Origin of the sequence: Methanoculleus sp. (genome assembly GCF_035363275.1) — an archaeon.
Classification (GTDB): domain Archaea; phylum Halobacteriota; class Methanomicrobia; order Methanomicrobiales; family Methanoculleaceae; genus Methanoculleus.
The window spans coordinates 9,975-35,600 of sequence record NZ_DAOSET010000030.1; the positions used below are offsets into that span (position 1 = coordinate 9,975).

Below are 25,626 nucleotides of genomic sequence, written 5' to 3' on the forward strand. Positions count from 1 at the left end.
TGCCGTATGCTACAAGCGCCATGCATGGCGCCCTGATAGTGCTGCTTGGTGTTCAGGCTCTGGTCAGCGGCACTATGATGACGTTCGCGTTCAAACGTAACTGGATCTTCTTCTTTGTGGGGATGGTGTTCGTTGCGGTCGGGGCATTTGCTATCATTGTTCCTGACACGATTGTTGAGTTTCTGGTTCTCTTTATAGGAGGTTTCGTCATCCTCGGAGGACTTCATCTTCTTTACATCCTCTTGTGGCCAAAACCAAAGTCCGCGGAGCCCACCCCGAAACCGAAAGGAAAAGATCTCCTGCTGATGATTTCGCTGCTTGCTCTGGCACTGCTTACGGTCGCCTTGATGATCACCTTCGGTCTATCGATGCTTTTCAAAAACCTGATCCAAGGTCTTATACTTGCCGTTGTTCTCGTATGCTTCGGACTGTCACAGTTCGCTCTGTTTTATGTCCAGTCACTCGCGGAGAAGAAACACCTTATCGGATGACAGTAAGGCAGACGGCGGTGAACTCGTCTACCCCCTTGAAAATATCCACCAGCGCTTTTTTTCCCGACTCGATAGCCGGCACACGGCCGGTTCTCCGACAGCATCCATCTCGTCGACACTCACTGGCGGCTGCAGTGCAGCCCCCTTCGCCGCGGCCTTCCCGCCGGGTAGTCCACAAAGACAATGGTTTCAATTTAGCCGGCGATACGTACGAAACCCGCAACGGCATGCCGGTTCCCCACCCGACATTGCACAACAGATATAAGTTAGAATTTATTCATAAGAGAAATAATTAAATATAATATTACAATCCCCGAGATCCGGGGAGGCAACCGTATGGAAACCTATTAATAATACTTATTTTTAGTATTAGGTAATATTAAATAGAATTACCGCACAAGATCAGGATCATACGTTGAACGCTCAAATACGGAGTCTGAAAAACATGCGTGCAATCAGCAAAGAAGGCGGTTTAACCCTTCAGAGGCCTTACACCAAAACCGCCGTAGATGGAGGTCGAACCGAGAGTAATACCCTCTCGATCGTCCTGGTGTTTTTCGATGTCCGTGATAAATCCATACCGGTCGCAATCAGAAGATCCATGGAGGAGTTGATTTCATCTCTTCAGAACGAACTTTCAAAGCCTCTTAATCTCTCGATAATGTATCGTGACAATCCCCCCATAGCCCAAATCGAGCATAGAAAGGACGAGTTCCGCCGGATTATGCACGGGATCGACGGCTCCATCAAAATAGGCATTACGGAAGTCGGCCTCTGGGATCCGGTTCCGCCTTCACGATACCTGTACGCCATTGACTGCGATAACCACGCCTCTCTTCTGTCACTCCACCGTTTCAGGCAAGAAAGCGCAGGGACAGAACAGTTACTGCAACGTCTGGAAAAGGGAATTGTCAAAGCCTTCGGGATGGCTTGCGGCCTATACCACTGCAATGATCAGGGGTGTTTCCTGACGTATCATCTGGGGGAATTGGACCTTGATACGAATATGTATGTCTGCAAGAGATGTAGAGCAGACTTTGTCCATGCGTTGCAATCTCTAGGTGCGGCATCGTGCGAAACGGCGCATAGAGAGCCCCGTCGAGTAGGGGGGGTCATCCCGATACCCGCCCAATCATGATGCCGCATGCCGGGAGAACCGGTCCGGGGAATGAGCGCGCATACCGCTCGTATCATTGAACAATCTTCTTAACCACCTCTATCCGGTTGGAGAAGCGTTCAACCGCTGTGCGCTTCTTGTAGACCTCCGGATAAAACCGGATTGACCTTCCCCGCCCGGGGTGTTTCCGGGCTCTCCGGTTGACCGGGATGCTACTTCTAATTCCCTGATTTCAGTGTACGGACCAATCTCTCGGGCACCGTAGGTCGCATCCGCCGAGATGATGCAGGTCGTTTACCGTTCCTGGAGTCTCGAATGCTTCGCTGGTTGGGATGTAGAACCAGGGATCCGTCGAGATCCCCCGTGCCCGTCGAGGTCTCGCCCGGTAACTACTTCATCTCGATCAAGGAGGTCCAGGGAAAGGCGCCCTTTGACCAGCTCAAGGTACATCGGGACGAGGGAGGTCATCCCCGACAGCACGAGCCGGTTGAGCATCGCGGCGGTGAAGAGCCCCGCGGCGAGGACAGCCAGCAATGCTCCCGTAAAATCGAACTCCCCCTGCGTCATACACCAACCGGCATCCCGGGGATAACGAGATACGCGATGGCGACAGCACAGATCCCCACCGGCACGTTGAGGTAAAAGATCCACTCCCACGAGAGGAGGTGGAGGATGACACCGCCGAGGCCGAACCCCGCGGCAAGGCCGCGGGCGTTTGCCGCGGAGAAGTAGCCGAGCGCCCTCCCCCTGACCTGCTCCGGGAGCGAGACCAAGAGAAGCGCAGGACCCGTTGCCGTGATCATCGCGCCCCCGATCCCCTGCAGGGCACGGAACAGGATGAGCCAGAGAAAACCCGGCGACGCACCGCAGAAGAACGAGCTCGCGGTGAAGAGGGCAAACCCCGCAACGAAGATGTTTTTCTCCCCATCACGTCCCCGAGGCGCCCGAACGGGATCAAGAGCCCGGTGACGGCAAGCAGGTAGATCATCAGGACCCAGGAAGCCTCGCTGGCCCCCACATCGAAATGCCGGGAGACCGTGGTGAGGGAGAGGATGACGATGCTCGAGTCCGGGCCCCCATAAAGGAGCCGAGCACGATGGCAGCAATGATGAGGCCTCGTGCGGTCGTTTCGCGTAACCTGCCTACAACCGATCTGTACCGTTCCTTCGGGATCACTCTTCCGGATCCAGTTTCAATCGGTCAGGGAAGAGCGCGGGGGCAGCGGCGGCCCGTAACGGCCGGCGTTGTGGGATGTTTCCTGCGGCCGTCACGGTAGCGAACGGCCCGGCCCCGTCACGCGCCTATCTTTTCCGCGGGTTCGATCCGTTCCCGGACCTGCAACCGATACCATTCGATGATCTTCAAAATGACATCGTAACCCGTCCCCCTGAGGCGGTAGGACACCGCGGACTGGCTTGTGCCGACGCGGCCCCCGATCTCCTTCTGCGTGAGCCCCTCGAGCGCCAGCATCACGGCTTCGGCCTGCCTCTTCGTATACCCGTCAATCATCATGTCCAGGACGCTGCAGAAGATCGACAGCGTCGTGTTGACGCTCGCCCAGGGTGTCTTCACGATGATACCGCGCCCGGCCTCCTTCATGCCATCCAGCTCGAGGCCGGAGAGCCGGAATGCCTCGCCGTCCCCTTCGCCGGCCGAACCATCTGCCGGCAGGTGGCGGGCGGTTCCAATCCCGACTGCAATCCGTGCATCCATCCGGAGAGCGCTGTTGTCGCGGTCGAACCCGGCAATGAGCTTGAGGCGCAGGAGAACTGCATCCTCGAGCGCTTCCTCCGGGTTTGAGGAAACGCCCTGAAAGCTGTCTCCGCGGAATATCGAGAACGGCGCTATGTAGTCTTTCCCGATATCTCCCAGTGTATCCTTCAGGCGGCGTATGCACTCTTCACCGTATGCACTTTTGATATCGCGGGAACGGACCAGATCCCCCGTGAGGACTGCGTAAATTTTTCTTTCAGTCATGGCGCTACCGTCGCCTCCTCTTCAAGGTTTGTTGTCGGCAATCCGATATGAATATTTTCCCTTATAATATCATAATATGAGTCTTTTAACTTATATATGAAACTCATGTAGATATTTACTCATAAAGGGACGCACAGGTATCTTCATGTATATTCCAGGCATCCGCGCCCGGCGACTCCACGATCAGGTTGAATCGGACAATTCACATCCTGGACAGTTGAAGGAACTCCGACAAATACCCGATGAGCTGCTCAATCCCGCCCTGGCATACCAGGTAACCGGCAGCCGCCCCGATAAGGACCGCAACCGCGAAGCTCACCATCGTTCCTACGATGATGTACTCCGACCTCTTCGTGTCATTAATCCTGAAAAGCCCCTTTGCTGCTATGAGGAATCCGATGGCCGTGTACTCGTTCACCAGGATGAACGTCACGATCAGGACCCGCTCGACATATCCGATCAGACGGCCCGCGTGATCCAGTCCGTCCTCTCTTGAAGCGTCCATATCTTTTCGCCAGAACCGGATGACGCTGCCGACCAGGATCCCGCCGGGCTGAAGGACCAAAAGGAATGCGGTAACGACGATCCAGATCCGGATAATCTCGACCGGGCTGCCGCACGGGTAGGGGGCTGGAGTCTGTGGAGAGAGCAGCGCCAGAACGATGAAGAGAACCGCCAGGTGGGCGATAAAAAGCCACCCTGCAGGTTCAGGCATTCCATCCTTATCATCCGGATCTCGCCCGCGGGCCATCCTCTTTCGAATGCCCACCACCAGGTCGGGCAGCATGCCGTCGATGACGAAATGCGCTACCGTAACAAGGACAAAGGCGTACAGCAGCGCGTCTCGGAATTGCAGGAGAAGCCCGGGAAGCGACGACGGGTCTCTCAGGACGAATGTGATGTTCCAGAGGCTGGTAAAGAGGAACGTCAGCAATCCTGCCGTGAAGGCATGGTATGCCAGGGGCCCGGAGCGCCAGCCGTTCCCGGATCGATCCTTCGTCGGAGGTGCGGGCCGGAGAAGAAACTCCACCACTAAATATGCAAGAAATAGGCGGAGGAACAGCTCGATGCCGTGGGAGATTTCCATTGGAGTCAGGTAGTTATTCCTCTGAACTCCTACATTACTTCTCCTATTTGTTCCTGAGGAGAACGAACGTATTTATGCAATTATATCACCAAAATAGAACTACTGCCCGGGTATCTTGCTTCGGTCGGAGCGCCCGCGTCCGCCGCAACCGCAACTCCACGCTCCGGCAACAGGGCAGGATCCTGAATAATGCAGGGGAATTTTTACACCAGGACCCACGCACTATATAGCGACCGATTCCGCCACCCGTACGAGTTCGTCTCTCCCGAGCATGCCGCTCGTGATCCGGTAGGAGTATTCGCCGTCACGCCAGCGGACCTGGTCCCGCCCGTCGGCGGAGACGTATTCGGCCTCCCGGCCGCCGGCGAGGAGCATCGTCTCAGGCGTGCCGGGGAGGACCGGTTCTTCCCGATAGGGGTCGTAGAGCCGCTGCATGACCTCCAGGTCGCCCGTGCCGTCCGTGAACCGGAGCACCGTGTAGGCACCGGGGAGGACCGCCCCTTCGTTAAAGACATAACCCTCCGGGAGGGAGGACGGCACTTCCACACCGTAACGCCGGGCGTCGTCGATGCTCCATAGGAAGAGCGGCGTGAGCGCGGCCGTCGGCATCGGCCGGACCTCGACGCCTGCCGGCGGGTCGAAGGTGAAGAGGTCGTCCGGGAGCCCGGTGTTCGCCACGGGATCGGTAAATTCGGCAGAGAGGACCGGGTCGCCCCCGCTGCCGTACATCTCCACGCCGAGGAGGAGCCAGGTCTCTGCGTCGATCCGTGCCCTGAGGCGGTACACTCCCTCCCGGTTCCGGGTTGGGGCCTCAAAGATCTTCGCTTCCCCGGCAACCTCCAGGATATGGGCGGTGCGGCCGCCGACAGATTCGCTGCCCCGGTAGGAGGCATTCTGCTCCGCAAGCGACTCCGCGACTATTCCGGCATACCCCCTGACCTCCTCTGCCCAGCCGGGGTACGGGGGGTCGGAGAAGGCGGATGTCATATACGGTCCGGCGACCGTCAGCGCGGTCTGCGTCGCCGGGTCGTAGCGCCACTTCCGCGTGCCGTTCGAGAGCGTCACCGTCCCGGCGAGGTCCGCGGGTTTTAGGTATTCCAGCCGGTAACAGTCGGGACCTTTCCGGAGCAGCCTCGCGGTGACGCTCTCGGAACCGGCCGTTATCGCTACGGTGGCGGTGAACTCCTCCGTCCGCTCCTCCGCCGCGACGAACCGGGCGGCGATCTCGTCCGCCGCCGGCGGGTCTGCAGCGGTGCCGATGCACCCGGCGGTCCAGGCGAGGAGGAGGAGGAGCGCGAGCGCCAGAGGCTTCATCGGCAGGCCACCCCCGCCAGGATAAGGAGCAGCCCGACGAGCGGCATGAGGAGGAGGGCATACAGGGGTCCGACAAACTCCATGACACCCGGTGCGGGCACGGGAGGGGGGACGAAGAACGCATTAAAGGCCAGGAAGAGCGAGACCATGCCGAGTACCGCGACGACGATGATCGGCATCCGCACCCCGTCCCGGCAGCCGTCCGGGAAGGAGGAGAGGAGCAGCGCCGCGGCCGGGGGGAGCAGGAACATCATCAGGAACGCGGGATCCGCGAGATAGTACGGCACAGCCCACGCCACGACCCCCGTCCAGAGGACAAGAGCGGCGCAGACGGCGACAAACGGTATGCCCCGGCGCCACCGGGGCGACTCCTGCTGCATCGCCCGCAGGAACTCGACGGACCCGGCGAGCGAGATGAGCGATAGCGCGAATACGACGGTCCGTGAACCGACGGCCCCGCGGGTTGCAAGCGTCACCGCCATCGTCGCCCAGAGGAAGAAGAAGACCGCACTCGAGGCGATGAGCTGGCCGGGCTTCATCCCCGCCTCACCCCGCGGCAGAGGACCCCGATACCGCAGGCGGCCATCGCCGCGAGCGCCCCGAACCCCGGGGCTTGGGCGGGCGCCGTCCACCCATTCTCCCCAAACGACCGGGTCGTCCCGGCGAGGACGTAGCCGCCGTCGTCCGTCGCCGCAAGAGCCGAGATGTCGTCGGTCGCATCACCGCCAAACGAACGGGCGGCGGTAACGTTCCCCGTATGATCCAGGAGCACCAGCCACCCGTCGTGCGGCCCGCCGGCGTAGACCGCGCCGGTAAATGCATACCGCCCCGGAGACGACGCGACCGCCGATGTGACCAGCAGGGCGCCGCCGGGAATCTCCGGCATCACGGTCCAGGCGACGCTTCCGGTCCCGCCGGTCATGATGAGGCAGGGGCCGGGGAGGTCGCTCCCGGGGCGGATTGCCCCGCCGGCGACGAGGTAGCCGACGGCGCCCCCGCCGGGCACCTCGAGAAGAACCGCACGGGTGCCGCCGTCCAGCTCATCAACCGTCCTTGTCCAGAGAGTTTCCCCCGTCGGATCGGTCTTAAACACCCGGATGGGCACGGTTCCGAAACGTGCCGTTTCCCAGGGGTTCCTCACCGCGGCGAGATAGCCCCCGTCGACCGGGGTCGATATGACACCGTCCACGATCCCGGAGGCATTGCCGCCGATGGACCGGCTCCACTCCTCTCTCCCGTCCCGGTCGACCCTGACCAGCCATGCATCATCGGTCCCGATGTGCCGATTCCCGCCGAGGATGAACCCGCCGTCGCCGGTTCGGTCGACCGTCGAGAAGAGCCCGTCGCCGGGAAATGTCCGGCTCCAGACCTCCCGGCCGTCCGGAGCGACCTCAAAGAGCCAGGCACTCCGCGTATCCTTCTCCGGCGTCCAGCCGGTGCTCCCGGCGACGACGTAGGTTCCATCACCGGCCGCGACCATGGCACGTACGGTGTCCCAGTCCGGCCCGCCGTAGGTCTTTCTCCAGACTTCGTTGCCCGCGGCGTCCGTCCGGATCAGCAGGGCGTCACGGAACCCGGTGTTTCCGGCGATCAGGTATCCCCCGTCGTCCGCCTGGAGCACCGCCGCGACGTCCGCACTATCCCCGCCGGGGTAGGTCCGGTTCCAGACCTCGTTCCCCTGCCCGTCCGTCTTGATCAGCCAGACGGAGAGGTCATACCAGGTTGCCTGCGTGCCCGTGGGCGTGGCGGCAAACGCCTCCGCCATGGCCCGGGAGATATCAGCGAGCAGGGCGTTCTCCTCATCGGTCAGGACCGGGTTCTCCCCCGCCGTCGGGTCAAACCCGATCCGGGTCACCGAGCCTTCGGTCTCGTGCACCACCGGGTATCTCTGCCAGATCTCCCCGAGAGACTCCTTCATCGCTTCTTTCTCTTCGGCGGAGCGAGGGGAGCGATCGATGTAGCCGAGCAGGTTCTCCCGCTCATCGTCGGTCCCGACGAGCATGACGTAGTAGTAGGGCGACGCCTGCTTCACCGCGTCGTCGATCTCAAGCCGGTCGACGGGCGCCTCCACCGGGCTTTCGGCCGGGCGGGGGGTCTCTGCAGCCGCCGCCGGGAGGAGGAGGAGGCAGAGGATGAGGATAACGTGAAGATGCTTCATGGGAACACTCCGGCCTTCCGATTTCGTCAAACGCCGCTCCGGCACGTCTGCCGGCAGAACGGAAGGCCTATTAATGAGCGATGGGGGAGGGCGCTATATATCTTTTCTGTGCCGTCCGTCTACCCTGCAGATCAGCAGTCAGACTTCGAATCTGTGCCGGGCCTCGTAGCGGCGCCACGGGAAACCCGTCTCCGAAAGCCGTGCCTCGATATCAATCGTCAGGCTCTCCGTCCCCTCCCCATAAGATTGGAGGAGGAACGGGATCATCATCGCCCCGTTGCCCTGAACCCCCGTATCCGGGATCTCAAGAATGCTCCCGTATCCGCCGTCGGTTGCGCGCTGAAAACGGATGGCCGGCGAATCGCCGCCGAGAGCCTCCAGGTATGCCTCCGTGGAACCCCGGATGCCGATCGTCACGCTCTCGATACGTATCCCTGCACGATCCCCGAGTTCGACAACCAGTCGTGCCCGGCCGGAAGCCGGGAGCGGTTCATGAAGCACCGATACGGGGAAGACCTCCCTGTCGTCATGCAGAAATATTGCCGTCTTCCTGAATTCATCGCCGGTGGCATCGTATTCGGTCAGTTGAACCGGAGGAATGAGGAACGCGAACGCCAACAGCGCTGCGAGAGCCACCGCCCCGAATAGGTATGCGCGATTCACCCCTCGCGCCTCCGCCCCGCACGAGCGGCGAGCCGCCCTCCCGCGAGCGCAAGGATACCCATCCCGGCGGAGAACCCGGGCGCGGTCCGGGCCTGCGGCGGCTCCGGCTCCAGTTCCAGGTCGAGCCGGTTGGTGATGTTCTCGAAGACGACCTCCCGGTGCAGGGGGAGGTAGCCCTCCTTCTCGACCGAGACGGTCTGTCCGTAGCCGAACGCGTTCTCGACCAGGTAGCCGCCGTCGCCGGCGGTCCCGGTCGTCACGGGACGCGGTCCCCAGGCGAGCGGGAGGACTGACTCGAACCTCACGGTTGCGTCCGGGACCGGACGGCCGTCGACGTCCTTCACCGTCCCGATCACGTGGATCCACGGCGGCGGCGGGATATCGACGTTGACGGAGACGGCGAGCACCGCTTCAGAGGTCTTTCCCAGGTTATCGATCAGGGTCACGGTGATCGTCTCGTTCCCCTCCGCGACCGGGACGGTGCAGGAGAAATCGGTCGCGTTCCCGCACGAGACCGTACCTGCGCTGCTCTCGACCACCACGTCCCGTATCCCGTTCGAGGCCTCGGCCCTGCCGGCGACCGTGACCTCGGGCGGGACGAGATCGCTCCATACCGTCTCGTACTGCTTCGGTGAGGTGACGGAGAGGAACCCCGGCATCATCCGCCCCGTGGCCCGGCTCCCCGGAGGAACGGCCGGTCGGTCACGCATACACAACCCTCTCCGCCAGTCCGATCTCCCGCGGAGGAAAGACGACCAGCGCCCGGGGATCCTGGTCGATGGCGGTCGGCGTCCGGTTTTCGTCCGGCGGGTCAACGGGGTAGATCTCGATGGTGTGCCAGACCTCCGTGGTGGCAAAGGAGATGAACTCCAGCGGCCGGAGGGTGCCGTTCTCGATTGCGTAGATGTTGTTGTAGGTGTCGTCGTAGGTCCGGTTCTGCTCGTGGTAGAAGACCTTCAGGCTCATTCCCTTGCCGTATGAGAGCTCATCGAACGGGATGTCGTCGACGGCGGCAAGGGCTCCGAGCGGGTGGGCGTGAGGAGGGCGGTGATCGAGCCGCTGGGACGAGAGGTAGGCGCTCCCGTTTCTGAGGACGAAGGCGGAGTGGACCCAGGGATCGCCCTCCATATCGGCGAAGAACCCGAACTGGATGTAGGTGAACGAGCCGTTCGCATCGAAGTCCATGACGAGCATCGGCGACTTCGCCGTCCGGTTGTCGAACGGGATCTGCTCTTCCATCGCCCCCCAGATCTCGAGGATCGGGGGATTGTACCACTCCACCGGGAGGACCGGGACGGTCTCGTAGTCGATCGTCTCGTAGCCGGGCGGGACGTAGGAGGCACGCCAGAGGGCGAAGACCACCACGACGGCGATGCCGAGCACAAGCCACCGGTCCTTCATGGTGGAAGTTGGGACGCAAGATTATATACGGTTTCTGTGCCGGCCGTCTACCTACAAGCCCCGGTTTCCCCGTAGCCGGGCGGTGATGGCCGCCGGCAAAACGCAAAGGTCAAGGTGCCGGAGCCCCACTCCTGTAGCATGCGACGCTGGCCGGCTGCTCTCCTCCTGATTGCTCTCCTTGCAGCGCTTCCCGCCTCTGCGGCCGCCGGCTATACGGTCGAGCCGGCCGGCGACTACGTGCCCGACCGCCCGCCGCTGGACCTGACACCCATCGAGTGGTGGCAGGTCCCGATCCAGGTCCTGATCGCCGACCTCCTCATCGGGACCGCCCCGGAACTTCTGGTCGCCTTCAACATCCTGGTCCTCTTAAACGTCTGGCTCTTCTTCGGCTACCGCCGCATCGCAAAACGCGCCGCACTCGAACACGAGACCCGGACGGCGATCTACGACCACATCTGCGCCCACCCCGGGATCCGCCTCGGCACCCTCGTCCGGGACCTCGGGGTAAACCGGGGGACCCTGAGGTACCATCTCGGAAGACTGCAGGAGTTCGGTATGATCGCCACCGCCGCCGTCGAAGGGCAGACGGGGTACTTCGAGAACCGGCATAGGTACACGCCGCTCGAGGCGAAGGTGCTCATCCACCTCCGGAACCGGAGCAGGCGAGAACTCCTCGCCATTCTGCTGGAGAGTCCGGGGGCATCAAGGCGGGAACTTGCACAACGGGTCGGGATCACCGCCTCGTCGGTCTCGTGGCACATGCGGCGCCTGCAGGCCGACGGGATCGTCCTTCGGGAGGAGACGGGCGGGGGAGTCCGGTATAGCCTATCAGGAGAGGCGACGGCGTTGTTCGAGGAACGGGCGAGCCGGATGCCAGCGATAACTGAGGACTGCCGGAATCTCGAAAGGCGTGCGGAGGCGGGCAACGGGACCGACAGGTGAGAGAGGCCGGAAGCCCGCTGCAGGGTCGCGGCCGTTCCCGGACATGCCGGAATCCGCAACGGATAAGACCAACCCACCAAAACCGATCATACTCATCAACCAGGAGCCACCCCGATGAAACCCCTCCGCATCCATACCGGACGCCTCGACCTGATCCCCGCAACGCTTGAGATCCTGAAGGCCGACCGCAACGACCGCCGGGAACTCGCCCGCCTTCTCGACGCCGCCGTTCCCGGCTCGTGGCCGCCCCCGCTCCTCGACGATGCGACCATCACCGAGTTCATCCGGATGGCCGCCGGGAACGCCGACCCGCTCTTCATCTCCTGGTACTGGGTCCGGGACGACCCCGCGGAGGGCGGCCGGATGCTCGTCGGGAGCGGGGGGATCGCCTCCTCGCCGGCTCCATAAGGGTGCTCGAGAAGAACGGGTTTGTGTGTGCGGGCAAAGCCCCCGCCGGGGAGGGGTTTGAGGAGGGGACGATCGCCTACGTACTGGAGAGGCCCGACGCTCCGGTCTGAGCCCGCCGGGCGCCTCCGCCATTCAACGGTGTTGATTCCGAAGTAGGCATGGATCAGTTTGTCGCGCATGCCAGCCATCTCACTCCAGGGATACTCAGGGTAGTTCTCTCGGACCTGGCGGGGGATACATTTGCCTCACCGATCACTTCCAGCGCCCGGGTGACGGCATAAACAGTCTTATCGCCCTCGAGGAACTCCTCATATGACATACCCCGGGTAAAGATCTCGATCTTGTCGACGGCATCAAGGATATCGTCCAGGTAGTCAAGGGTGCTTCGCGGGGCCGTCCATACGTAGAGAACCTCTTTTGCGACACGGTGGCCGATACGGGGTTTGAGCGTGCTCTTCTCGACCAGATCCACCGGCCTCCCGATACGTTCGGAGAGATACCGCTCGAAGCCTCGAGAAACCCGAAGATCCCCGGCACCTCGGAGAACTCGACCAGGATGTCCACGTCGCTTCCTCCGTACTCCTCGCCGCGCCGACACGAACCGAAGACGCCGATAGATCGGACACGATAGGTCTCCTCCAGGTACGCCTTTTCTCCCCGGAGAATATCGATAACCCTCGCACATTCCCCACCGGGCTGCAGAGTGGCTCCGTCCATTCCTGATCGGGATATGCACCGTTCTCTCTAGTATACGTATCCCCGGTGGCATCGGAATCTTCAGCAACTTACGGGAAGACCGGAGCGCTCTTCGGCGAGGGACAGAGGCTCCCGGAACCGATCCTGCCGTATCTGGAGTGAGAGGCGAACAACCGGATCGTTCTTCACCACCCGGCTCATACCCTCTACCATGCCCGATGATGGGGAGATCATCAGTGCTGCCCTCGATAAGGCCCGCGAGCTCGGGGCGGACGTGGCGGGCGCCGTGGCGGCGGCGAGGCTCGTCGACTGCCCTTCGGCGGTCGCGGACTGGCACCGGGGCTCGCAGGCGGACCGCGGGACCTACATCGTCCTCGGCCTCTACCATGACCCGGAGCACCCCGAACTCGACCTCTGGGAGGTGGGCCGGGGGACCCCCGGCGACCGGATCCTCGCCGGGATCGGGAAGGCCCTCGCCCGCTGGTTCGAGGAAGAGTACGGGATCCGGAGCCGGCTCATCCCCTACCGGCTCCAGGAAGGCGGGATCTACCTCAAGGACGCAGCCTGCATGGCGGGCCTCGGGCGGATGGGGAGGAACAACCTCGTCATCGTCCCCCGCCACGGGCCGCGCGTCCGGTTCCGGGCGGTCTGGACGGACCTGGACTCTCCCGGCGGGGACCTTCCCGGGGAAGAACCCTCCTGCGCCGGGTGCGAGGGCTGCTGCGTCGCCGCCTGCCCGATGGGTTCCTTTGTTACCGGGAGGTTCAGCCGGGAGCGGTGCCTGGCGCGGATGGACGCCGATAAGGCCTCCGGGAGAGGGGCGATCGACCACTGCCGGGCCTGCGAACTCACCTGTCCCGGCCGCACTACCGGGCGGCAGCCCTGATAGCCTCAAGCCTCGCCAGAACCCCGGCCACGTTCGCCTCCATATCAACCCCGGGAGCGGGAGAAAAAATGCCGGCTCACCCCCGATCTGCACAAGCGGCCTGCTTCCGCACGCCGCCGCCCCGCACAGCAACATATATATGAAATGCTCCCAACCGGGGATCGCCAACAGGCAGGAGAGAGGAACCATGGCATGGAGAGGATCGGCCCGCGGGCCCTGGAGCGAGATCGAGGATACGATCGCAGGCATGCAGAGACAGTTTTCGGAGGTGATGGAGCGCCTCTCGGGTGCCGCCCAGCAGGCGCCTTTCGTCGGCGGGGCCGGGGCGACGGTCGACGTCGTCGAACACGAGTCGGACGTCGTGGTCGTCGCCGACCTCCCCGGCGTCGAGCGGGAGGGGATCACCGTCCGGCTCCTTGATGCGCGGACGCTCCGGATCGCCGCCCGGCGGGAGGAGGCAAGAGAGGAGGAGCAGGCCGGGTATCACCTGCGGGAGCGGAGGGTCGGCGCGATCGCCCGGACGGTCACCCTCCCCACCGACGTCCGGGACGAGGAGGCCCGCGCCACCTTCAAGAACGGGGTTCTTGAGGTGCGGTTAAAGAAGGTCGCCGAAGCCCGCGGAAAAGAGATCCCGTTGAGCGGAGAGGCCGGCCGATCCCTTGCAGAGACACACCGGCAGCAGGTCGAGGAGGAGTACCGGGAGGACCGGGAGAAGATGAAGTCCTCGGGGTATCTGAGCTCCCGGGAACTGGAGCAGGCAGCGCAGAAGGTCACGATCCCGGAGACAGGGAGTGCCGAAGAGCAGAAAAAAGCCGCAGATCTCCGCCGGCAGAAGGAGAGGATGTACGAGGAAGGGAGGAAGAGACTCGCAGGGTAGACGGCACTGCGCCCGGAGATATCCAGGCCGGTCCGTCACGACACCCGGTCCCGGACGGCCGCAAATCCTGCCTCGATCAGGTCCAGGAAACGCCGGTTGCGCCAGCCGGGGTAGGGCAGACAGAGGAGGCGGCTCTCCTCAAAGCGTGCCTCCCGGGAGATCGCCGTGATCCCGGCACCGGCAAGAGCGCCCGCGTAGGGCTCGATCTCCCGGAGCCCGGTGAGCGCCGTATTCCCGAGAGCGACGACGCATTCCGGGGCAAGGGCGGCGATCTCGGGCCCGAGGATCCCCCGGGCGCTCAGCCGGACGAGGTCGGCCGGGATAGACGCCTTCCGGTTCTTCCGGTAGACGCACCGGACCGTGTCGACGAGATAACAGCCCTGCCCGGTGAAGAGGTCGAGATTCTCCCGGCGCGATTGGCCCTCAAGGTCGAGCAGAGCGAAGAGGTTCTCCGCAAACCTGCCGGAGAGCGGCGCCCGGCGGGGCGCGGCATCGTAGCGGTCGTTCCAGAAGTAGGGGTAGTCGGGCCGCCGACAGTCTGCGGGCCCGGCGACCTCGCGCCGTCCGGCGGCCCAGGGCGGGGACTCGGCGATGAAGAGAACCTTCACGCGGCCGGGCCTGCGATCCGCGGCCCCGCAGGCGTCGTGCGGCAGGAGTTCGGGCAGGAGAATCCCGTAGAGGTCCGGCCGACCGGCGGAATACCTGCCGTAGACCCCCGCAACGCTCGCGGCACTGAGAGAATCCATGCCGGTATCTTCGCCTGCAGAACGGATATGTGTTGCAGGGCAGGGCCGGGGAGCGCCGTGCGGATGCGACATATAAAGAGGTATCAGCACCAAGAGGTGAACGAATGGAGAACAATATCACCTTCAAGGAATTCAATATCTCGGAGAAGATGCTCCGGGCGATAGAAGATATGGGCTTTGAGGAGCCGACGCCCATCCAGGTACGCACAATACCCTTGATTCTCGAAGGGCGCGACGTGACCGGTCAGGCCCAGACCGGGACCGGAAAGACGGCAGCGTTCGGCGTCCCGGCGATCGAGCGTGTCGACCCCGATAGCCGGGCGACGCAGGTCCTCGTCCTCTCCCCCACCCGGGAACTCGCCATCCAGACCGCCGAGGAGTTCGCCCGCCTGGCGAAGCATCACCGGGGCATCAACATCCTCCCGATCTACGGCGGCCAGCCGATCGACCGGCAGTTCCGGGGACTGCAACGCGGCGTCCAGATCATCGTCGGGACACCCGGGCGGGTGCTCGACCACCTCGACCGGGGGACCCTCGCGTTTGGCGGAGTGCACCTGGTCGTCCTCGATGAAGCGGACCAGATGCTGGATATGGGGTTCCGTGAGGACATCGAGAAGATCCTCGACGAGACCCCGCAGGACCGCCAGACAGTCCTCTTCTCGGCCACCCTCCCAAAACCCATCCTCGAGATCTCAAGGCGGTTCCAGAAGAACCCCGAGTTCATATCGGTCGCACGCCGGGAAGTGACCGTCCCGCAGATCGAGCAGCTCTACCTTGAGGTGCGGAGCCGGGACAAACTCGAGATCCTCTCCCGGCTGCTCGACCTCTACGACCCGGAACTGACCCTGATCTTCTCCAACACCAAGAGGGGCGTCGACGAACTGACCACCCACCTCCAGGCCCGGGGCTACTTCGCCGAGGGCCTCCACGGGGACATGAAACAGGTCCTCCGGGACCGGGTGATGGCGAAGTTCCGCGCAGGAAACATCGATATCCTCGTCGCAACCGATGTGGCCGCGCGCGGTATCGACGTCGAGGACGTCGACCTGGTCATCAACTACGACGTCCCGCAGGATATCGAGTACTACATCCACAGGATCGGCCGGACTGCACGGGCAGGACGGACCGGACGGGCCGTCACGTTCGTGGGCCCGAAAGAATACTTCAAACTCCGGACGATCCAGGACTACACCCGGATCAAGATCGCCCGCATCCCGCTCCCGACACAGGGCGACGTCGAGGAGAGCCGGACGCGAAAACTGATCGAGCGGGTGCAGCACGTCATAGACGAGGGCAGCCTCGACCACTACGAGAATCTGGTCGACCGCATCATCACCGGGGACTACACGGCGCTTGAGGTTGCCGCCGCCCTCCTGAAACTGGAACTCGGCGTGGGCGAACGGGGTCAGGGCCTGCCGCAGGAGATCCGGCCGGCCCAGGGGCTGGCTCTCCTCAAAATCCCGGCCGGGAGAGAGCACCAGATCCGGCCGAAGGACATCGTCGGAGCGCTCGCGGGCGAGACCGGGATCCCCGGCAACGCTATCGGTGCAATTAACATCTACGACAGGCACTCCACCGTCGACGTGCCTCTTGAGCTCGTCGAGCAGGTCATCGAGGGGATGAAAGGAAAGACTATCGCACGGGTCAGGCTGACCCAGCCGATCGAGGTCGTCGGAGCACCGGGCGAGCGGTAAGTTACTGCAGGCCGGCCCGAACGTCTATTCTTACGGAGCCGGGGCGTGGAGCCAGAACCCCCGATCACCCGGAACGGTTTGCCGTATACCGGGACCTCAATCTCTCCGGGCCGGCACGAACGCCGGACGAGAACCCGGGAAGCCGGGGGTTCTCCAGGTGAGCAGGACCCGGACTCTCGGGAGAGAAACAACTATATACCTTGATGCGTATTTTGTCATCGTTGGGGGGGTGGTTGCGTCAACCGGTGTAGGTCCAATCCTTGAATCTTCCGGAGTCTCATCGCCATTGAAAATACCCATATATGGTTGTCCTGTGATCCGCAGGCTCACAATACCATAACAGAGAAGCGTGCTGCAAACTCCTGCCCGGGTTCAGCCGGCCATCTGTGCCATCCGCCCTGCATCAGGGGGCGCGACGGGGCAGTCGGACCCGAAGCGCCCCCTGCGGAAAAAAACCGGGTGCCCGGACTCACGCGTAATATCGCCGGACACCCCCGCGAGGACATCTCTCATGGTCTCGCCCGCCCGCAGGGTTATCGAAGGTATACTCTTTTTGATCCGGGTGCCCGATCAGGTATTGCGGATAAGGAGCTCAGCGCTCAGCATATCCAGGTAGTCGGTGAGGAGCCGGGTGATCAGGAAATGCTGACGGACGTGCTCCTTGCCGGCACGGCCGAGCCGCTCGCCGAGCTCGGGGTTCTCAAGGACCTGCCGGATCCTCCAGGCGAACCCTTCGGTGTCGGTCGGGTCGAGGAGGAACCCGGTCTCGCCGTCCTCGATCTGGAGCGGGATCCCGCCCACGCGGGAGGCGATGACCGGCCGCCCCTTCCAGAGCCCCTCGGTGACGGTCAGGCCGAAGCCCTCGCGGAGCGACTTCTGGAGGATGACGCACGAGACCCGCTGCAGGGCATTGACCAGCAGGTGGTCTTCGGCGGTGATCAGGATGACGTCGCCGGATTCGATGAAGGGGCGCGCCTTCTCCTCGACCCGCCGGTAGATCGCCCAGCCTTCGGGGTCGTCGGGGGCCATGCTGCCGCAGAGGACGAGCCTGCAGTCGACGTGCTTTTTGACCTCGATAAAGACGTCGACGACGCCTTCGGGATCCTTCCACTTGTCGAACCGCGAGATCTGGGTGATCAGCGGTTTGTCGATCGGGACGTCGTACTTCGCAAGGAGCCCGGCTATCTCCGCTTCGGAGAGGTCGCGGTTCTTCTCCGAGAGGGGATCGATCGCCGGCCGGCAGATCCACTGCTCCATCGGCATCCCCGCCCGGCGGTACTGGTCATGGGAGATGACCATCCGGTCGTAGTCGAGGACGAACCCCTTGAGGAACTCCCAGAGGGCGGGGTCGGGGTTCGAGAGGTCGACGTGGCACCGCCAGACCCAGGGCTGAGCTTTAGGGTAGAACCGGATCAGCGGCAGGGGCTGCGGGTCGTGGATGACGACGAGGTCGTGGTCGATCGCCATCTGCCCGGAGAAAGACTGGTTCGTTTTGAGATAGAGACCCTTCTCCTCGTCCGAAAAGGCGATCGGCTGCCCCTGGAGCGCGTTGTGGAAGTTCTTGGTGATCGCGAAGAAGCCGCCTTCGCCGGTCAGGATATTCCATTGCGTCTTGATCCCGACGTCGTTCATGAGCGGAACGAGCGAGAGGATCATCTCCGCAACGCCGCCGCTCTGGTAGGTCGAGTTCACGTGAAGGACCCGCTTCCCCTGGAGCGCCACCGCTTTACGGTAGATCCCGGAGATGACATCGTCGCCGACGATGGGCCGGTGGTCCTCAAGCGTCCGGCCGTTATCGCAGATACAGGTTATTCCGTCCATGTACGCCATCGCAGTTCTCCCCCGGAAGAATGTGCTGAGACTTGCTACAGTAGAGCATCTGTACGTGCTATTTTATAAATATATCTATATAAAAAAGATGCATTAAATCAAGGTTCATTCCGATACGGCCGTTCAGAGGCAGTATAAGGTGATTAACGTCATCCACCGTTGAGAACGATATGGCAAAAAGGTTAATAATGGGACAGGAATCGGGGCCGTCCGGGCAGCGCTGGACGGGAGAGCGCAAGGGCTCCGATGAGGCGAGGCGCCGCCATAATCGGGAGGAGAAACGCCCATATAGGCCGGGACCCTAACCTTACCCGGAGCAATGTACCGAAAGTACGCCTCGATGCCGGACTGCCCTCCCCGGGTCACCACTCACGACGGCGTGACCTTCAGGAGGATGCCGGATGGGGCCGACGCCGTCTACATCGTCGGCGAGTACCACTTCGACGACATCCGGCCGGACGATACCGTTCTGGACATCGGGGCGAACGTCGGCGCCTTCTGCATCCGTGCCGCCCGGCGGTCACGGCACGTGCTGGCTGTCGAGCCCGTCCTCGCGGATGCTCTTCGGGAAAACATCCGATTGAACGACGCCGGCGTCACGGTGGTCAACGGGGCGCTCGGCGACGGGAGCACGATGCGGGTCACCTGGGGGCGCGAGACCCTCAGCGTGGCGACCCATACCCTCGGGGACCTCGCCGCCATGGCCGGCGGGTGCGACTTCCTGAAGTGCGACTGCGAAGGGGCCGAATGGTCCATCCGGCCCGGAGATCTTGAGGGTGTCCGCCGCATCGAGATGGAACTCCACATGCCCCCGATCGGCGGGCCGATGAACAGGGCACTCCTCGATTACATCGGGGCGCATTATGATTTCGCAATCGACCGGACACCCGGGTACGACGTGAAGGGCGTGATGGGCGTCCTGCACGCAGTCCGGAAGAGCAGCCGGTAACTCCCGGAACAGCAGGGAACTCATGGAATCCCGCCAATCCGGGCCTGTCCGGCATGCATAAATAGGAAGCCGGGATCACCACCCCGCCGGTGAAACAGTATGGTCCAGGCAAAAGAAGGTGATACCGTCAAGGTACACTACACCGGAAAACTCGGAGACGGCACGATCTTTGATACTTCTGACGATCGAGCACCTCTCGAATTCACCATCGGCGGGGGGCAGATCATCCCGGGGTTCGAGAAGGCCGTGATCGGGATGGAGCCGGGCGAGACAAAGACCGCCACGATCCCGCCCGAAGAGGCATACGGCCCACGCAGCGAGGAGATGACGCTCACGGTTGACCGGGGACAGTTCCCCGAGGAGATCGACCCCGAACCGGGCCAGCAACTCCAGGTCCAGCAGCCGGACGGCAGAGCGGCCGTCGTCATCATCAGCGACGTCTCGGAATCGACCGTGACGCTGGACGCGAACCACCCCCTCGCCGGGCAGCCCCTGACGTTCGATATCCGGCTCGTGGATATCGTCAGGGCTGCGCATGAGCAGCAGGTCGCCGGGTAATCCCTACGATCTCAGGATCAGTGGCAACTCTGAAAGCGGCCGGGTGTTGACGATATCGGCGGCCGTCAGCCACCCCCGCCGGGCGGTCGCGACCCCGAACTCCATGGAACAGAGGTTCTTCCGGTTGTGCGCATCCGAACCAAGCGAGAACGAGACGCCGTGCTCGCAAGCCAGGCGGGCGTTGACGTCGGAGAGGTCGAGCCTTCCCGGGAACGCGTTGATCTCCATCGCGACGCCGAGCGCCGCCGCGGCATCGAAGACCGCGGGAAGATCGATCCGGTAGGGCTCCCGCGAGAGGAGGATCCGGCCTGTCGGATGGCCGATGATTGTGACGTGATCGTTTCCCATCGCCGCGATGACCCGTTCGGTCATCTCCTCCTCGGACTGCTTGAACCCGGAGTGGACGCTCGCGACGACCACATCGAGATCGGCAAGAACGCTGTCCGGGAGATCGATGTTGCCGTCCATGCCGATGTTGCACTCGGTGCCGGAGAGAACGGTAAAGCCGTCGTCGGCAGCCCGGTTGATCCGCTCGATCTCGCGCACCTGGTCGACCAGGCGTTCGGGAGAGAGGCCGCGGGCGATATGAAGGGCCTCGGCATGGTCGCAGATGGCGATGTACTCGTAGCCGAGCGCCCGGGCCGCCTCCGCCATCTCCTCGATGGAATGGGTGCCTTCGCTCCAGCGGGTGTGGACGTGAAGGTCGCCTCTGATCGCGTCGTAACCGACGAGTTTCGGCAGGGTTCCGGCCCGTGCGGCCTCAACCTCGCCGCGGTCCTCCCGGAGTTCCGGCTCGATCCAGGCGAGATCAAGGGCCCGGTAGACCCCCGCCTCATCCTCGCCCGCGATCGTCCGGCCGCTTGAAAGGTCGACGAGCCCGTACTCGTTCAGCCGCCAGTTCCGCGCGATGGCAAGCTTCCGCATGGCGATGTTGTGCTCCTTTGACCCGGTGAAGTACTGGAGAGCGGCCCCGAAATGCCTCTCTTCCACCACCCTCAGATCGACCTGGACGCCGGTCGCGAGGACCACCGAGGTCTTCGTCATCCCCCGGGCGAGGACCCGCGAGACGCCGGGCAGGGTGGCAAAGACCTCCATCACCTCTTCGGGACGGGAGGAGGTCGCGAGGATATCGACGTCCCCGATCGTCTCCTTCCTGCGGCGTATCGAGCCCGCGAGGCTCACCCGGCGGACGGAGGGAAGCGAAGAGAGCCGCCGTTCGATATCCCGGGCGATGGGAAGAATATACCCGAGGAGGCGGCGCTCTTCTGCGGTCTTGCTCACCCGGATGCTCGCGAGGATATTCGCTTCGGTCTTCTCCGCAAAGCCGGGCAGATCCCGGATCCGGCCGGCTTTCGCCGCCGCCTCCAGGTCGGCGACGGACCGGATACCCAGCTCCCGGGAGAGGGCGATCGCCTTCTTCGGCCCGATCCCCTCAAGTCGGGTCAGGTGCTGCACGCCCTCCGGGAGTTCCTCGCGGAGGGACGAGAGATACGCAAGGCTGCCGGTCTCGACGATCTCGCGGATCTTCCCGGCGATGCTCTTGCCGACGCCGGGAACCTCATCAAGGCTTCCTTTCCGGGCGATCTCCCCGATATCCTCCGGCAGGGTCTCGATCGCCTGCGCCGCCCGCCGGTAGGCCTGCGGCTTGAACCGGACACCCTTGATCTCGAGGAGGTCCGCGACCTCGTAGAGGATTGCTGCAACCTCGATGTTGGTCATCCGCGAAAGGCTCTCCATGTCGTTACACCCCCCTCCGGCGGAAGATCGCCGCGACCTCGGCGGCCGTCGTCGCCAGTCCAGGGCTCTTCTCGTCCCGCCACCGCACGAATCGCGGGAACCGGAGGGCGAGCCGGCGGGGAAGGTCCGCGAGGTCCGCATCCGAAAACCCCGTGCCCGTGATCCCGTCGATATCCCCCGTCACGATGCGGCCTGCGGACGATATCTCCCCGTCCCCGGGAAGGACCGCCTCGAGTCTCGCCCGCCGGTCCGGGTAACTCCGGCAGAGGTAAGACTCGCCGTCGACATAGAGGAGGTCGAAGGCGCGGTAGGTTGCCGGGATCGTTGCGGCAAATTCGCTGACCCGGTGCTTCCGGCGCCGCCGCATCAGGGTCATGGCGAGCAGGGCGTCCCCGGCGCGCCGGTCGGCAGGTCCATAAGCAAGAAGAACCACTCCTCTGATGAGGGATCGCATGGGTGAGAAGAAGAAAGAGTCGATCGCAGGCATCCTCATCTCACGGATAGGCGGGTTCATCATCTTCCTGATCCTCCTCGGCATCTTAAACATCCTCGCCGGCGCCCACGTTCAGGCCGCGGTCTTTCTCCAGATCGTTGCGTTCCTCAACGTCAACCTCGGGCTGCTCACCCTGATCACGGTGCTCTTCCTTGTCGGCGACCTCTTCGGCGCCCTCGTCTTTCCCCTGAACCTGCCGGGCCCGATCTTCGGCGCCTTCGGGGCCGTGTATCTTGTCCTGTTCCTCTTCCGGCTCTTCGTGCTCGTGGGCGATATCTCCGGGGTCGGCCTCTTTGCCCAGTTTGAACGGGCGTTTGCCGCCCCGGTCTACCTGATCGTCTTCATCGTCGTGCTCATCGGCGGGTATGTCGCGCTCTTCGCGAACCCGCCGGGGGAGAGACCGGGGAAAGCGTGAGCCGGCGGTTAATCGATGCCCTCCATCTCCTCGAACGTCTTCACCTCGTAATCCCGCAACCCACCGGTTTTTGGATCCATATGAACCATAACGAAGAGTTCGTGCTCGCGGCTCTCCCAGAGGGCAAGGGCAGGCTTGTCCTCCTTTGCCAGGAACCCGAGACTCTCGAGGGCCTCCCGGATCCTCTCGTAGGTGGTATCCACAGTGACCACCTCACGGACCCGGGCCTTCATGGCCTCCTGCTCCTCCCGGTCGACCACTACCTGTTCACGCATGCGAGACCATACCGCATACGCCCAGATAAACCTGACCCGGCGGTGGAATGGAGCGAGGTGAAGCGCCCTCATGGGCTGCGTGGTGAGAATACACCGATTATCGAGCGTTGTAGCCGGTAAACTCCCCCTCACGCCCCTCCAGGTCGTCGTAGGCGGCCACCTTATACCCTGCATACCCGCCCCCGAGATTCAGCCGGAGCAGGACGAAGATCCGGAGGTCCGGCTGCACCCATATCGCGACATCGGCGTCATTCTGCTCCGGTATGAAGTTTAATGACCGGAGCGCCTCGCTAATGTCGGCGTAATTGGGCGTCGACTGGATCATCTCCTCGATCTCCACCATCGCAACCCGTTGCTGCATGGTCTCGATATCTCCGAGCATGGCCCCCCCTGATCGGTCCTCCCGTATAAACATGATCCGCAGAAGAACCGCGTATCGAGCGGCGGCGTCACGGAGCAGCGGCCCGGGCGTTGCGGCCCGCAGGGTCATGCCGGCGCACCGGATAGCTCAACTGCATAACCTTCATCAGAGACCTCGTGAAACCATACAGCAAAGGAGGCCGACCGGAAGAGCCTATGACCAACGACGATGACTCAAGGACACTGATCCTCGATGTGGATACCGACGACCTGCAGGAACTCTCCGAATACCTGGACGTGCTGAGCAGCAGCACACGCCTGAAGATCCTCAAGGCCATCGAACGGAAGCCTAGAGACGTCCGGCAGATCTCGGCCGCGATCGAGACGAGTTACGAGAACACAAAGAAGCACCTCGACAAACTGATGGGCATCGGGGTCGTCCGCAAGGAGGTCGGCCTCTCCCGGCCGACAGCAAAGGGGGTTCACCCGGTCTGGAAGTACTCGCTCGTGCCCGGGGGGCTTGAAGCGATCACAAGAAGCCTCGGGCTGTTTGCGAACCTGAACCTGACGCTCACGAACGCCGTGCTCGCAGAGAAACTCGCCGGCGTTCGTGAGACGTTCTCGGGCGAGTTTTCCGGCCAGAACCCGGTCTTCATCCTCCTCGGCGGTTCGGACGACGGCAGGGTCTTTCCCATCGGCGGGGAGAGGGTCGCCCTGGGCCGGGCGGACCCGGCCGCACCTTCCCGGCCGGGGCAGGAGATCGTCCTCGGGGAAGAGTACGCAGCGGTCACCCGCATATCGAGGCCCCACGCCCGGCTCACCCGGCGGCAGGGCGCCTGGCTCATCGAGGACTGCGGCAGCACGGGCGGCACCTTCGTGAACGGGAGCGAGGTCGAGCGGGGGACGCGGCGGGAGCTCCGCGACGGGGATCTCGTCGAACTCGCGAAGGGCGCACCGGGGGCGACCCTCGTCTTCGTTCTCGCCGGGGGGGTGCGACCGCCGGATGCGGCCTGAACGGGCAGCCGCCCTGCTCCTCGCGGCCGCCCTGCTCCTCGCGACCCTCACTCCCGCCGCCGGAGCGGGAGGCCCCCCGGACCACGCGAGCGCCTCCGATACGGCCATCGATGCCGCCGCAAAGACACCCAACGTTGATAAGAACCCGAACAGCGGCAAAAGCAACGGCAAAGGGGGCAATACGCCGGAACCTACCCCCACGGTTCTTCCCTCGCCGGAAGTGACCCCCACGGTTGTCACCGCGCCCGGCGAGGCTGCCACCCCTCTGCCGACGGCGACCGTTGCCGACCCCGGCCGGGACAGCTTCCCCTGGACCGCAGTTCTGGCGCTCCTCCTGCTCGGGGGCGGTGCGGCGGCCGGCGTCTACCTGAGAAGGCCGCAGAAAGAGACGGCGCCGACCACCACCATCCTGCCCGACGCATACCGGACCATGCCGCCCTTCCACCCGCCGGGGTTCCCGGCCGAACTTGGCGGCCGGTACGACCGGGTCGCCTTCGTCGGGAGAGGCGGGCTCGGCCAGGTCTTCTCCGCCGTCAGGCGTGAGGACGGCAGGACCGTGGCGGTGAAGATCCCGGTCTCCTACGACGAAGCGACCGGGAAGACGTTCATGCGGGAGATGCGGTTCTGGGAAGACCTCGTCCACCCAAACATTGTCCGGGTCCACTCGGTCAACATCCTCCCGGTGCCGTTCGTCGAGATGGAGTACCTGCCCGGGAGCCTTGAAAACCTCCAAAAACCCGTCCCATTGGAGACAGCAGTCCGAATTGCCGCCGGGATCGCCGCCGGGCTTGCCTACGCCCACGAGCGGGGCGTCGTCCACCGCGATATCAAGCCCCACAACATTCTGCTTGCCGACGACCTGACGACGCCGAAGATCGCCGACTGGGGCATGAGCACGAGGCCGGCGGAGACCCGTGAGACCGGCGCCGCCGGGTTCACCCTCGCGTATGCGGCCCCCGAGCAGATCGCACCGGAGCGGTTCGGGAGGACCGGCCCGGCAACCGACATCTACCAGCTCGGCACCGTCCTCTACGAGATGGCGACGGGGAAGCCACCTTACGCCGGCGAGGGGCTCGCCGGGATTGCCGGGGCGGTCCTCGGCACAGAACCGACCCCCCCGTCGGCGATAGACCCCGCCCTCGCCGGACTCGACCCGATCGTTCTGCGGTGCCTCGCAAAGGACCCCGCCGACCGTTACGGGTCCGCCGGGGAGGTGCTCAATGCGATCGAAACACTGATGAGGGAAGCCGGTAACGCGGGAGCATGAGGGGGCCTCTCGCCCGGTATCTCGCCCGCGCCAGGGCCATGCGGTTCCACTACCTGCTCGCGTCGCTCATCCTCCTGCTTGCCGTCTACCCCTACGTGAGCGCGGGCTCGACCGGCCCGGCCGCGTTGAGGGCGCTCACGTCGTTTGTCCTGATCACCGGGGTCTACGCCGTGAGCGACCGGCGGCGGCAGATCGCGATCGCCGCTCTCCTCGCGGTCCCCGCCTTCGGCCTGGGCTGGCTCCATATCCTCACCGGGCTTTCCGCCCTCGG

The 25,626-nt window shown here is 63.6% G+C and carries 27 protein-coding genes and 3 pseudogenes; 13 read left to right on the forward strand and 17 right to left on the reverse strand.

The annotated features are described in order from the left end of the window. Window positions 1–491: pseudogene (locus PLN84_RS07975) on the forward strand (hypothetical protein); the annotation flags it as partial. A 445-nt stretch (window positions 492–936) separates the two neighbouring features. After that, window positions 937–1,629: a hypothetical protein gene (locus PLN84_RS07980; protein WP_261596704.1), complete on the forward strand. Its 693-nt coding sequence runs from the start codon at window positions 937–939 to the stop codon at window positions 1,627–1,629. Between the two features lie 273 nt (window positions 1,630–1,902). On the opposite strand, the gene PLN84_RS07985 is transcribed toward PLN84_RS07980, so the two are convergent. The 10 genes from PLN84_RS07985 to PLN84_RS08030 all read right to left on the reverse strand — a co-directional run bounded on the left by PLN84_RS07985 (window position 1,903) and on the right by PLN84_RS08030 (window position 10,208). Then, on the reverse strand, window positions 1,903–2,175 hold the full coding sequence (locus tag PLN84_RS07985; protein ID WP_261596705.1) for a hypothetical protein: 273 nt from the start codon (window positions 2,173–2,175) through the stop codon (window positions 1,903–1,905). Beyond that, window positions 2,172–2,714, reverse strand: a complete 543-nt coding sequence (locus PLN84_RS07990) for an MFS transporter (protein WP_261596706.1) — start codon at window positions 2,712–2,714, stop codon at window positions 2,172–2,174. The genes PLN84_RS07985 and PLN84_RS07990 overlap by 4 nt, the downstream gene beginning before the upstream one ends. Before the next feature lie 187 nt (window positions 2,715–2,901). Further along, entirely contained in the window at window positions 2,902–3,585 is a 684-nt protein-coding gene (locus PLN84_RS07995) for a SatD family protein (protein ID WP_261596708.1), read from the reverse strand. A gap of 202 nt (window positions 3,586–3,787) precedes the next feature. Then, complete coding sequence (locus PLN84_RS08000; protein WP_292558919.1) at window positions 3,788–4,672, reverse strand: hypothetical protein; 885 nt, start codon at window positions 4,670–4,672, stop codon at window positions 3,788–3,790. A 222-nt stretch (window positions 4,673–4,894) separates the two neighbouring features. Beyond that, window positions 4,895–5,986 carry a hypothetical protein gene (locus PLN84_RS08005; protein WP_261596710.1) on the reverse strand — a complete coding sequence of 364 codons (1,092 nt, stop codon included), beginning with the start codon at window positions 5,984–5,986 and terminating at the stop codon, window positions 4,895–4,897. After that, window positions 5,983–6,525 (reverse strand): hypothetical protein, encoded by a 543-nt coding sequence (locus tag PLN84_RS08010; protein ID WP_261596711.1) that lies wholly within the window; start codon window positions 6,523–6,525, stop codon window positions 5,983–5,985. The genes PLN84_RS08005 and PLN84_RS08010 overlap by 4 nt, the downstream gene beginning before the upstream one ends. Then, window positions 6,522–8,144, reverse strand: a complete 1,623-nt coding sequence (locus tag PLN84_RS08015; RefSeq protein WP_292558918.1) for a hypothetical protein — start codon at window positions 8,142–8,144, stop codon at window positions 6,522–6,524. The genes PLN84_RS08010 and PLN84_RS08015 overlap by 4 nt, the downstream gene beginning before the upstream one ends. Window positions 8,145–8,282: 138 nt before the next feature. Beyond that, window positions 8,283–8,807 (reverse strand): hypothetical protein, encoded by a 525-nt coding sequence (locus tag PLN84_RS08020; RefSeq protein ID WP_292558917.1) that lies wholly within the window; start codon window positions 8,805–8,807, stop codon window positions 8,283–8,285. Continuing rightward, complete coding sequence (locus PLN84_RS08025) at window positions 8,804–9,517, reverse strand: carboxypeptidase-like regulatory domain-containing protein (RefSeq protein ID WP_292558916.1); 714 nt, start codon at window positions 9,515–9,517, stop codon at window positions 8,804–8,806. Before PLN84_RS08025 ends, PLN84_RS08020 begins: the two co-directional genes overlap by 4 nt. Next, window positions 9,510–10,208, reverse strand: a complete 699-nt coding sequence (locus PLN84_RS08030; protein WP_292558915.1) for a hypothetical protein — start codon at window positions 10,206–10,208, stop codon at window positions 9,510–9,512. Before PLN84_RS08030 ends, PLN84_RS08025 begins: the two co-directional genes overlap by 8 nt. Window positions 10,209–10,346: 138 nt before the next feature. On the opposite strand from PLN84_RS08030, the gene PLN84_RS08035 reads away from it, so the two are divergent. After that, window positions 10,347–11,150: a winged helix-turn-helix transcriptional regulator gene (locus PLN84_RS08035; protein WP_292558914.1), complete on the forward strand. Its 804-nt coding sequence runs from the start codon at window positions 10,347–10,349 to the stop codon at window positions 11,148–11,150. A 114-nt stretch (window positions 11,151–11,264) separates the two neighbouring features. Further along, complete coding sequence (locus PLN84_RS08040; RefSeq protein WP_299953823.1) at window positions 11,265–11,558, forward strand: hypothetical protein; 294 nt, start codon at window positions 11,265–11,267, stop codon at window positions 11,556–11,558. 298 nt (window positions 11,559–11,856) lie between these two features. On the opposite strand, the pseudogene PLN84_RS08045 reads toward PLN84_RS08040, so the two are convergent. Then, window positions 11,857–12,327, reverse strand: a pseudogene (locus tag PLN84_RS08045) (hypothetical protein); the annotation flags it as partial. Between the two features lie 138 nt (window positions 12,328–12,465). Here PLN84_RS08045 and PLN84_RS08050 point away from each other — a divergent pair. Together PLN84_RS08050 and PLN84_RS08055 are read left to right on the forward strand one after the other, a co-directional pair. Next, window positions 12,466–13,140 carry a hypothetical protein gene (locus PLN84_RS08050; RefSeq protein WP_292558911.1) on the forward strand — a complete coding sequence of 225 codons (675 nt, stop codon included), beginning with the start codon at window positions 12,466–12,468 and terminating at the stop codon, window positions 13,138–13,140. 187 nt (window positions 13,141–13,327) lie between these two features. Next, complete coding sequence (locus tag PLN84_RS08055; RefSeq protein ID WP_292558910.1) at window positions 13,328–14,017, forward strand: Hsp20 family protein; 690 nt, start codon at window positions 13,328–13,330, stop codon at window positions 14,015–14,017. Between the two features lie 35 nt (window positions 14,018–14,052). On the opposite strand, the gene PLN84_RS08060 is transcribed toward PLN84_RS08055, so the two are convergent. After that, window positions 14,053–14,763, reverse strand: a complete 711-nt coding sequence (locus tag PLN84_RS08060) for a uracil-DNA glycosylase family protein (protein ID WP_292558909.1) — start codon at window positions 14,761–14,763, stop codon at window positions 14,053–14,055. Between the two features lie 104 nt (window positions 14,764–14,867). Between PLN84_RS08060 and PLN84_RS08065 the strand changes: the two genes are divergently transcribed. Continuing rightward, on the forward strand, window positions 14,868–16,457 hold the full coding sequence (locus tag PLN84_RS08065; RefSeq protein WP_292558908.1) for a DEAD/DEAH box helicase: 1,590 nt from the start codon (window positions 14,868–14,870) through the stop codon (window positions 16,455–16,457). A 570-nt stretch (window positions 16,458–17,027) separates the two neighbouring features. On the opposite strand, the gene PLN84_RS08070 is transcribed toward PLN84_RS08065, so the two are convergent. Continuing rightward, complete coding sequence (locus PLN84_RS08070; protein WP_292558907.1) at window positions 17,028–18,287, reverse strand: glycosyltransferase; 1,260 nt, start codon at window positions 18,285–18,287, stop codon at window positions 17,028–17,030. A gap of 319 nt (window positions 18,288–18,606) precedes the next feature. On the opposite strand from PLN84_RS08070, the gene PLN84_RS08075 reads away from it, so the two are divergent. Continuing rightward, a complete protein-coding gene (locus PLN84_RS08075) occupies window positions 18,607–19,236 on the forward strand; it encodes an FkbM family methyltransferase (RefSeq protein WP_292558906.1) in 630 nt (209 codons plus the stop codon). A 99-nt stretch (window positions 19,237–19,335) separates the two neighbouring features. Continuing rightward, window positions 19,336–19,794 carry a peptidylprolyl isomerase gene (locus tag PLN84_RS08080; RefSeq protein ID WP_292558905.1) on the forward strand — a complete coding sequence of 153 codons (459 nt, stop codon included), beginning with the start codon at window positions 19,336–19,338 and terminating at the stop codon, window positions 19,792–19,794. A gap of 3 nt (window positions 19,795–19,797) precedes the next feature. On the opposite strand, the gene polX is transcribed toward PLN84_RS08080, so the two are convergent. Together polX and PLN84_RS08090 are read right to left on the reverse strand one after the other, a co-directional pair. Then, window positions 19,798–21,531, reverse strand: coding sequence for a DNA polymerase/3'-5' exonuclease PolX (gene polX, locus PLN84_RS08085; RefSeq protein WP_292558904.1), 1,734 nt, complete (start codon window positions 21,529–21,531; stop codon window positions 19,798–19,800). A gap of 4 nt (window positions 21,532–21,535) precedes the next feature. Beyond that, complete coding sequence (locus PLN84_RS08090; protein ID WP_292558903.1) at window positions 21,536–21,985, reverse strand: hypothetical protein; 450 nt, start codon at window positions 21,983–21,985, stop codon at window positions 21,536–21,538. Between PLN84_RS08090 and PLN84_RS08095 the strand changes: the two genes are divergently transcribed. Continuing rightward, on the forward strand, window positions 21,984–22,439 hold the full coding sequence (locus PLN84_RS08095) for a hypothetical protein (protein WP_292558902.1): 456 nt from the start codon (window positions 21,984–21,986) through the stop codon (window positions 22,437–22,439). The genes PLN84_RS08090 and PLN84_RS08095 overlap by 2 nt on opposite strands. Window positions 22,440–22,447: 8 nt before the next feature. Here PLN84_RS08095 and PLN84_RS08100 read toward each other — a convergent pair whose 3' ends face one another. Both PLN84_RS08100 and PLN84_RS08105 read right to left on the reverse strand, forming a co-directional pair. After that, window positions 22,448–22,714 (reverse strand): hypothetical protein, encoded by a 267-nt coding sequence (locus PLN84_RS08100; RefSeq protein WP_292558901.1) that lies wholly within the window; start codon window positions 22,712–22,714, stop codon window positions 22,448–22,450. Between the two features lie 97 nt (window positions 22,715–22,811). Then, window positions 22,812–23,096 carry a hypothetical protein gene (locus PLN84_RS08105; RefSeq protein WP_299953800.1) on the reverse strand — a complete coding sequence of 95 codons (285 nt, stop codon included), beginning with the start codon at window positions 23,094–23,096 and terminating at the stop codon, window positions 22,812–22,814. A gap of 194 nt (window positions 23,097–23,290) precedes the next feature. Here PLN84_RS08105 and PLN84_RS08110 point away from each other — a divergent pair, with 194 nt between their 5' ends. From PLN84_RS08110 to PLN84_RS08120, 3 genes and pseudogenes are all read left to right on the forward strand, one after another. Further along, window positions 23,291–24,088 (forward strand): FHA domain-containing protein, encoded by a 798-nt coding sequence (locus PLN84_RS08110; protein ID WP_292558899.1) that lies wholly within the window; start codon window positions 23,291–23,293, stop codon window positions 24,086–24,088. After that, window positions 24,078–25,355, forward strand: coding sequence for a serine/threonine-protein kinase (locus PLN84_RS08115; protein ID WP_292558898.1), 1,278 nt, complete (start codon window positions 24,078–24,080; stop codon window positions 25,353–25,355). Before PLN84_RS08110 ends, PLN84_RS08115 begins: the two co-directional genes overlap by 11 nt. Continuing rightward, window positions 25,352–25,626 (forward strand): annotated as a pseudogene (locus PLN84_RS08120) (two pore domain potassium channel family protein); the annotation flags it as partial. The gene PLN84_RS08115 and the pseudogene PLN84_RS08120, both read left to right, overlap by 4 nt.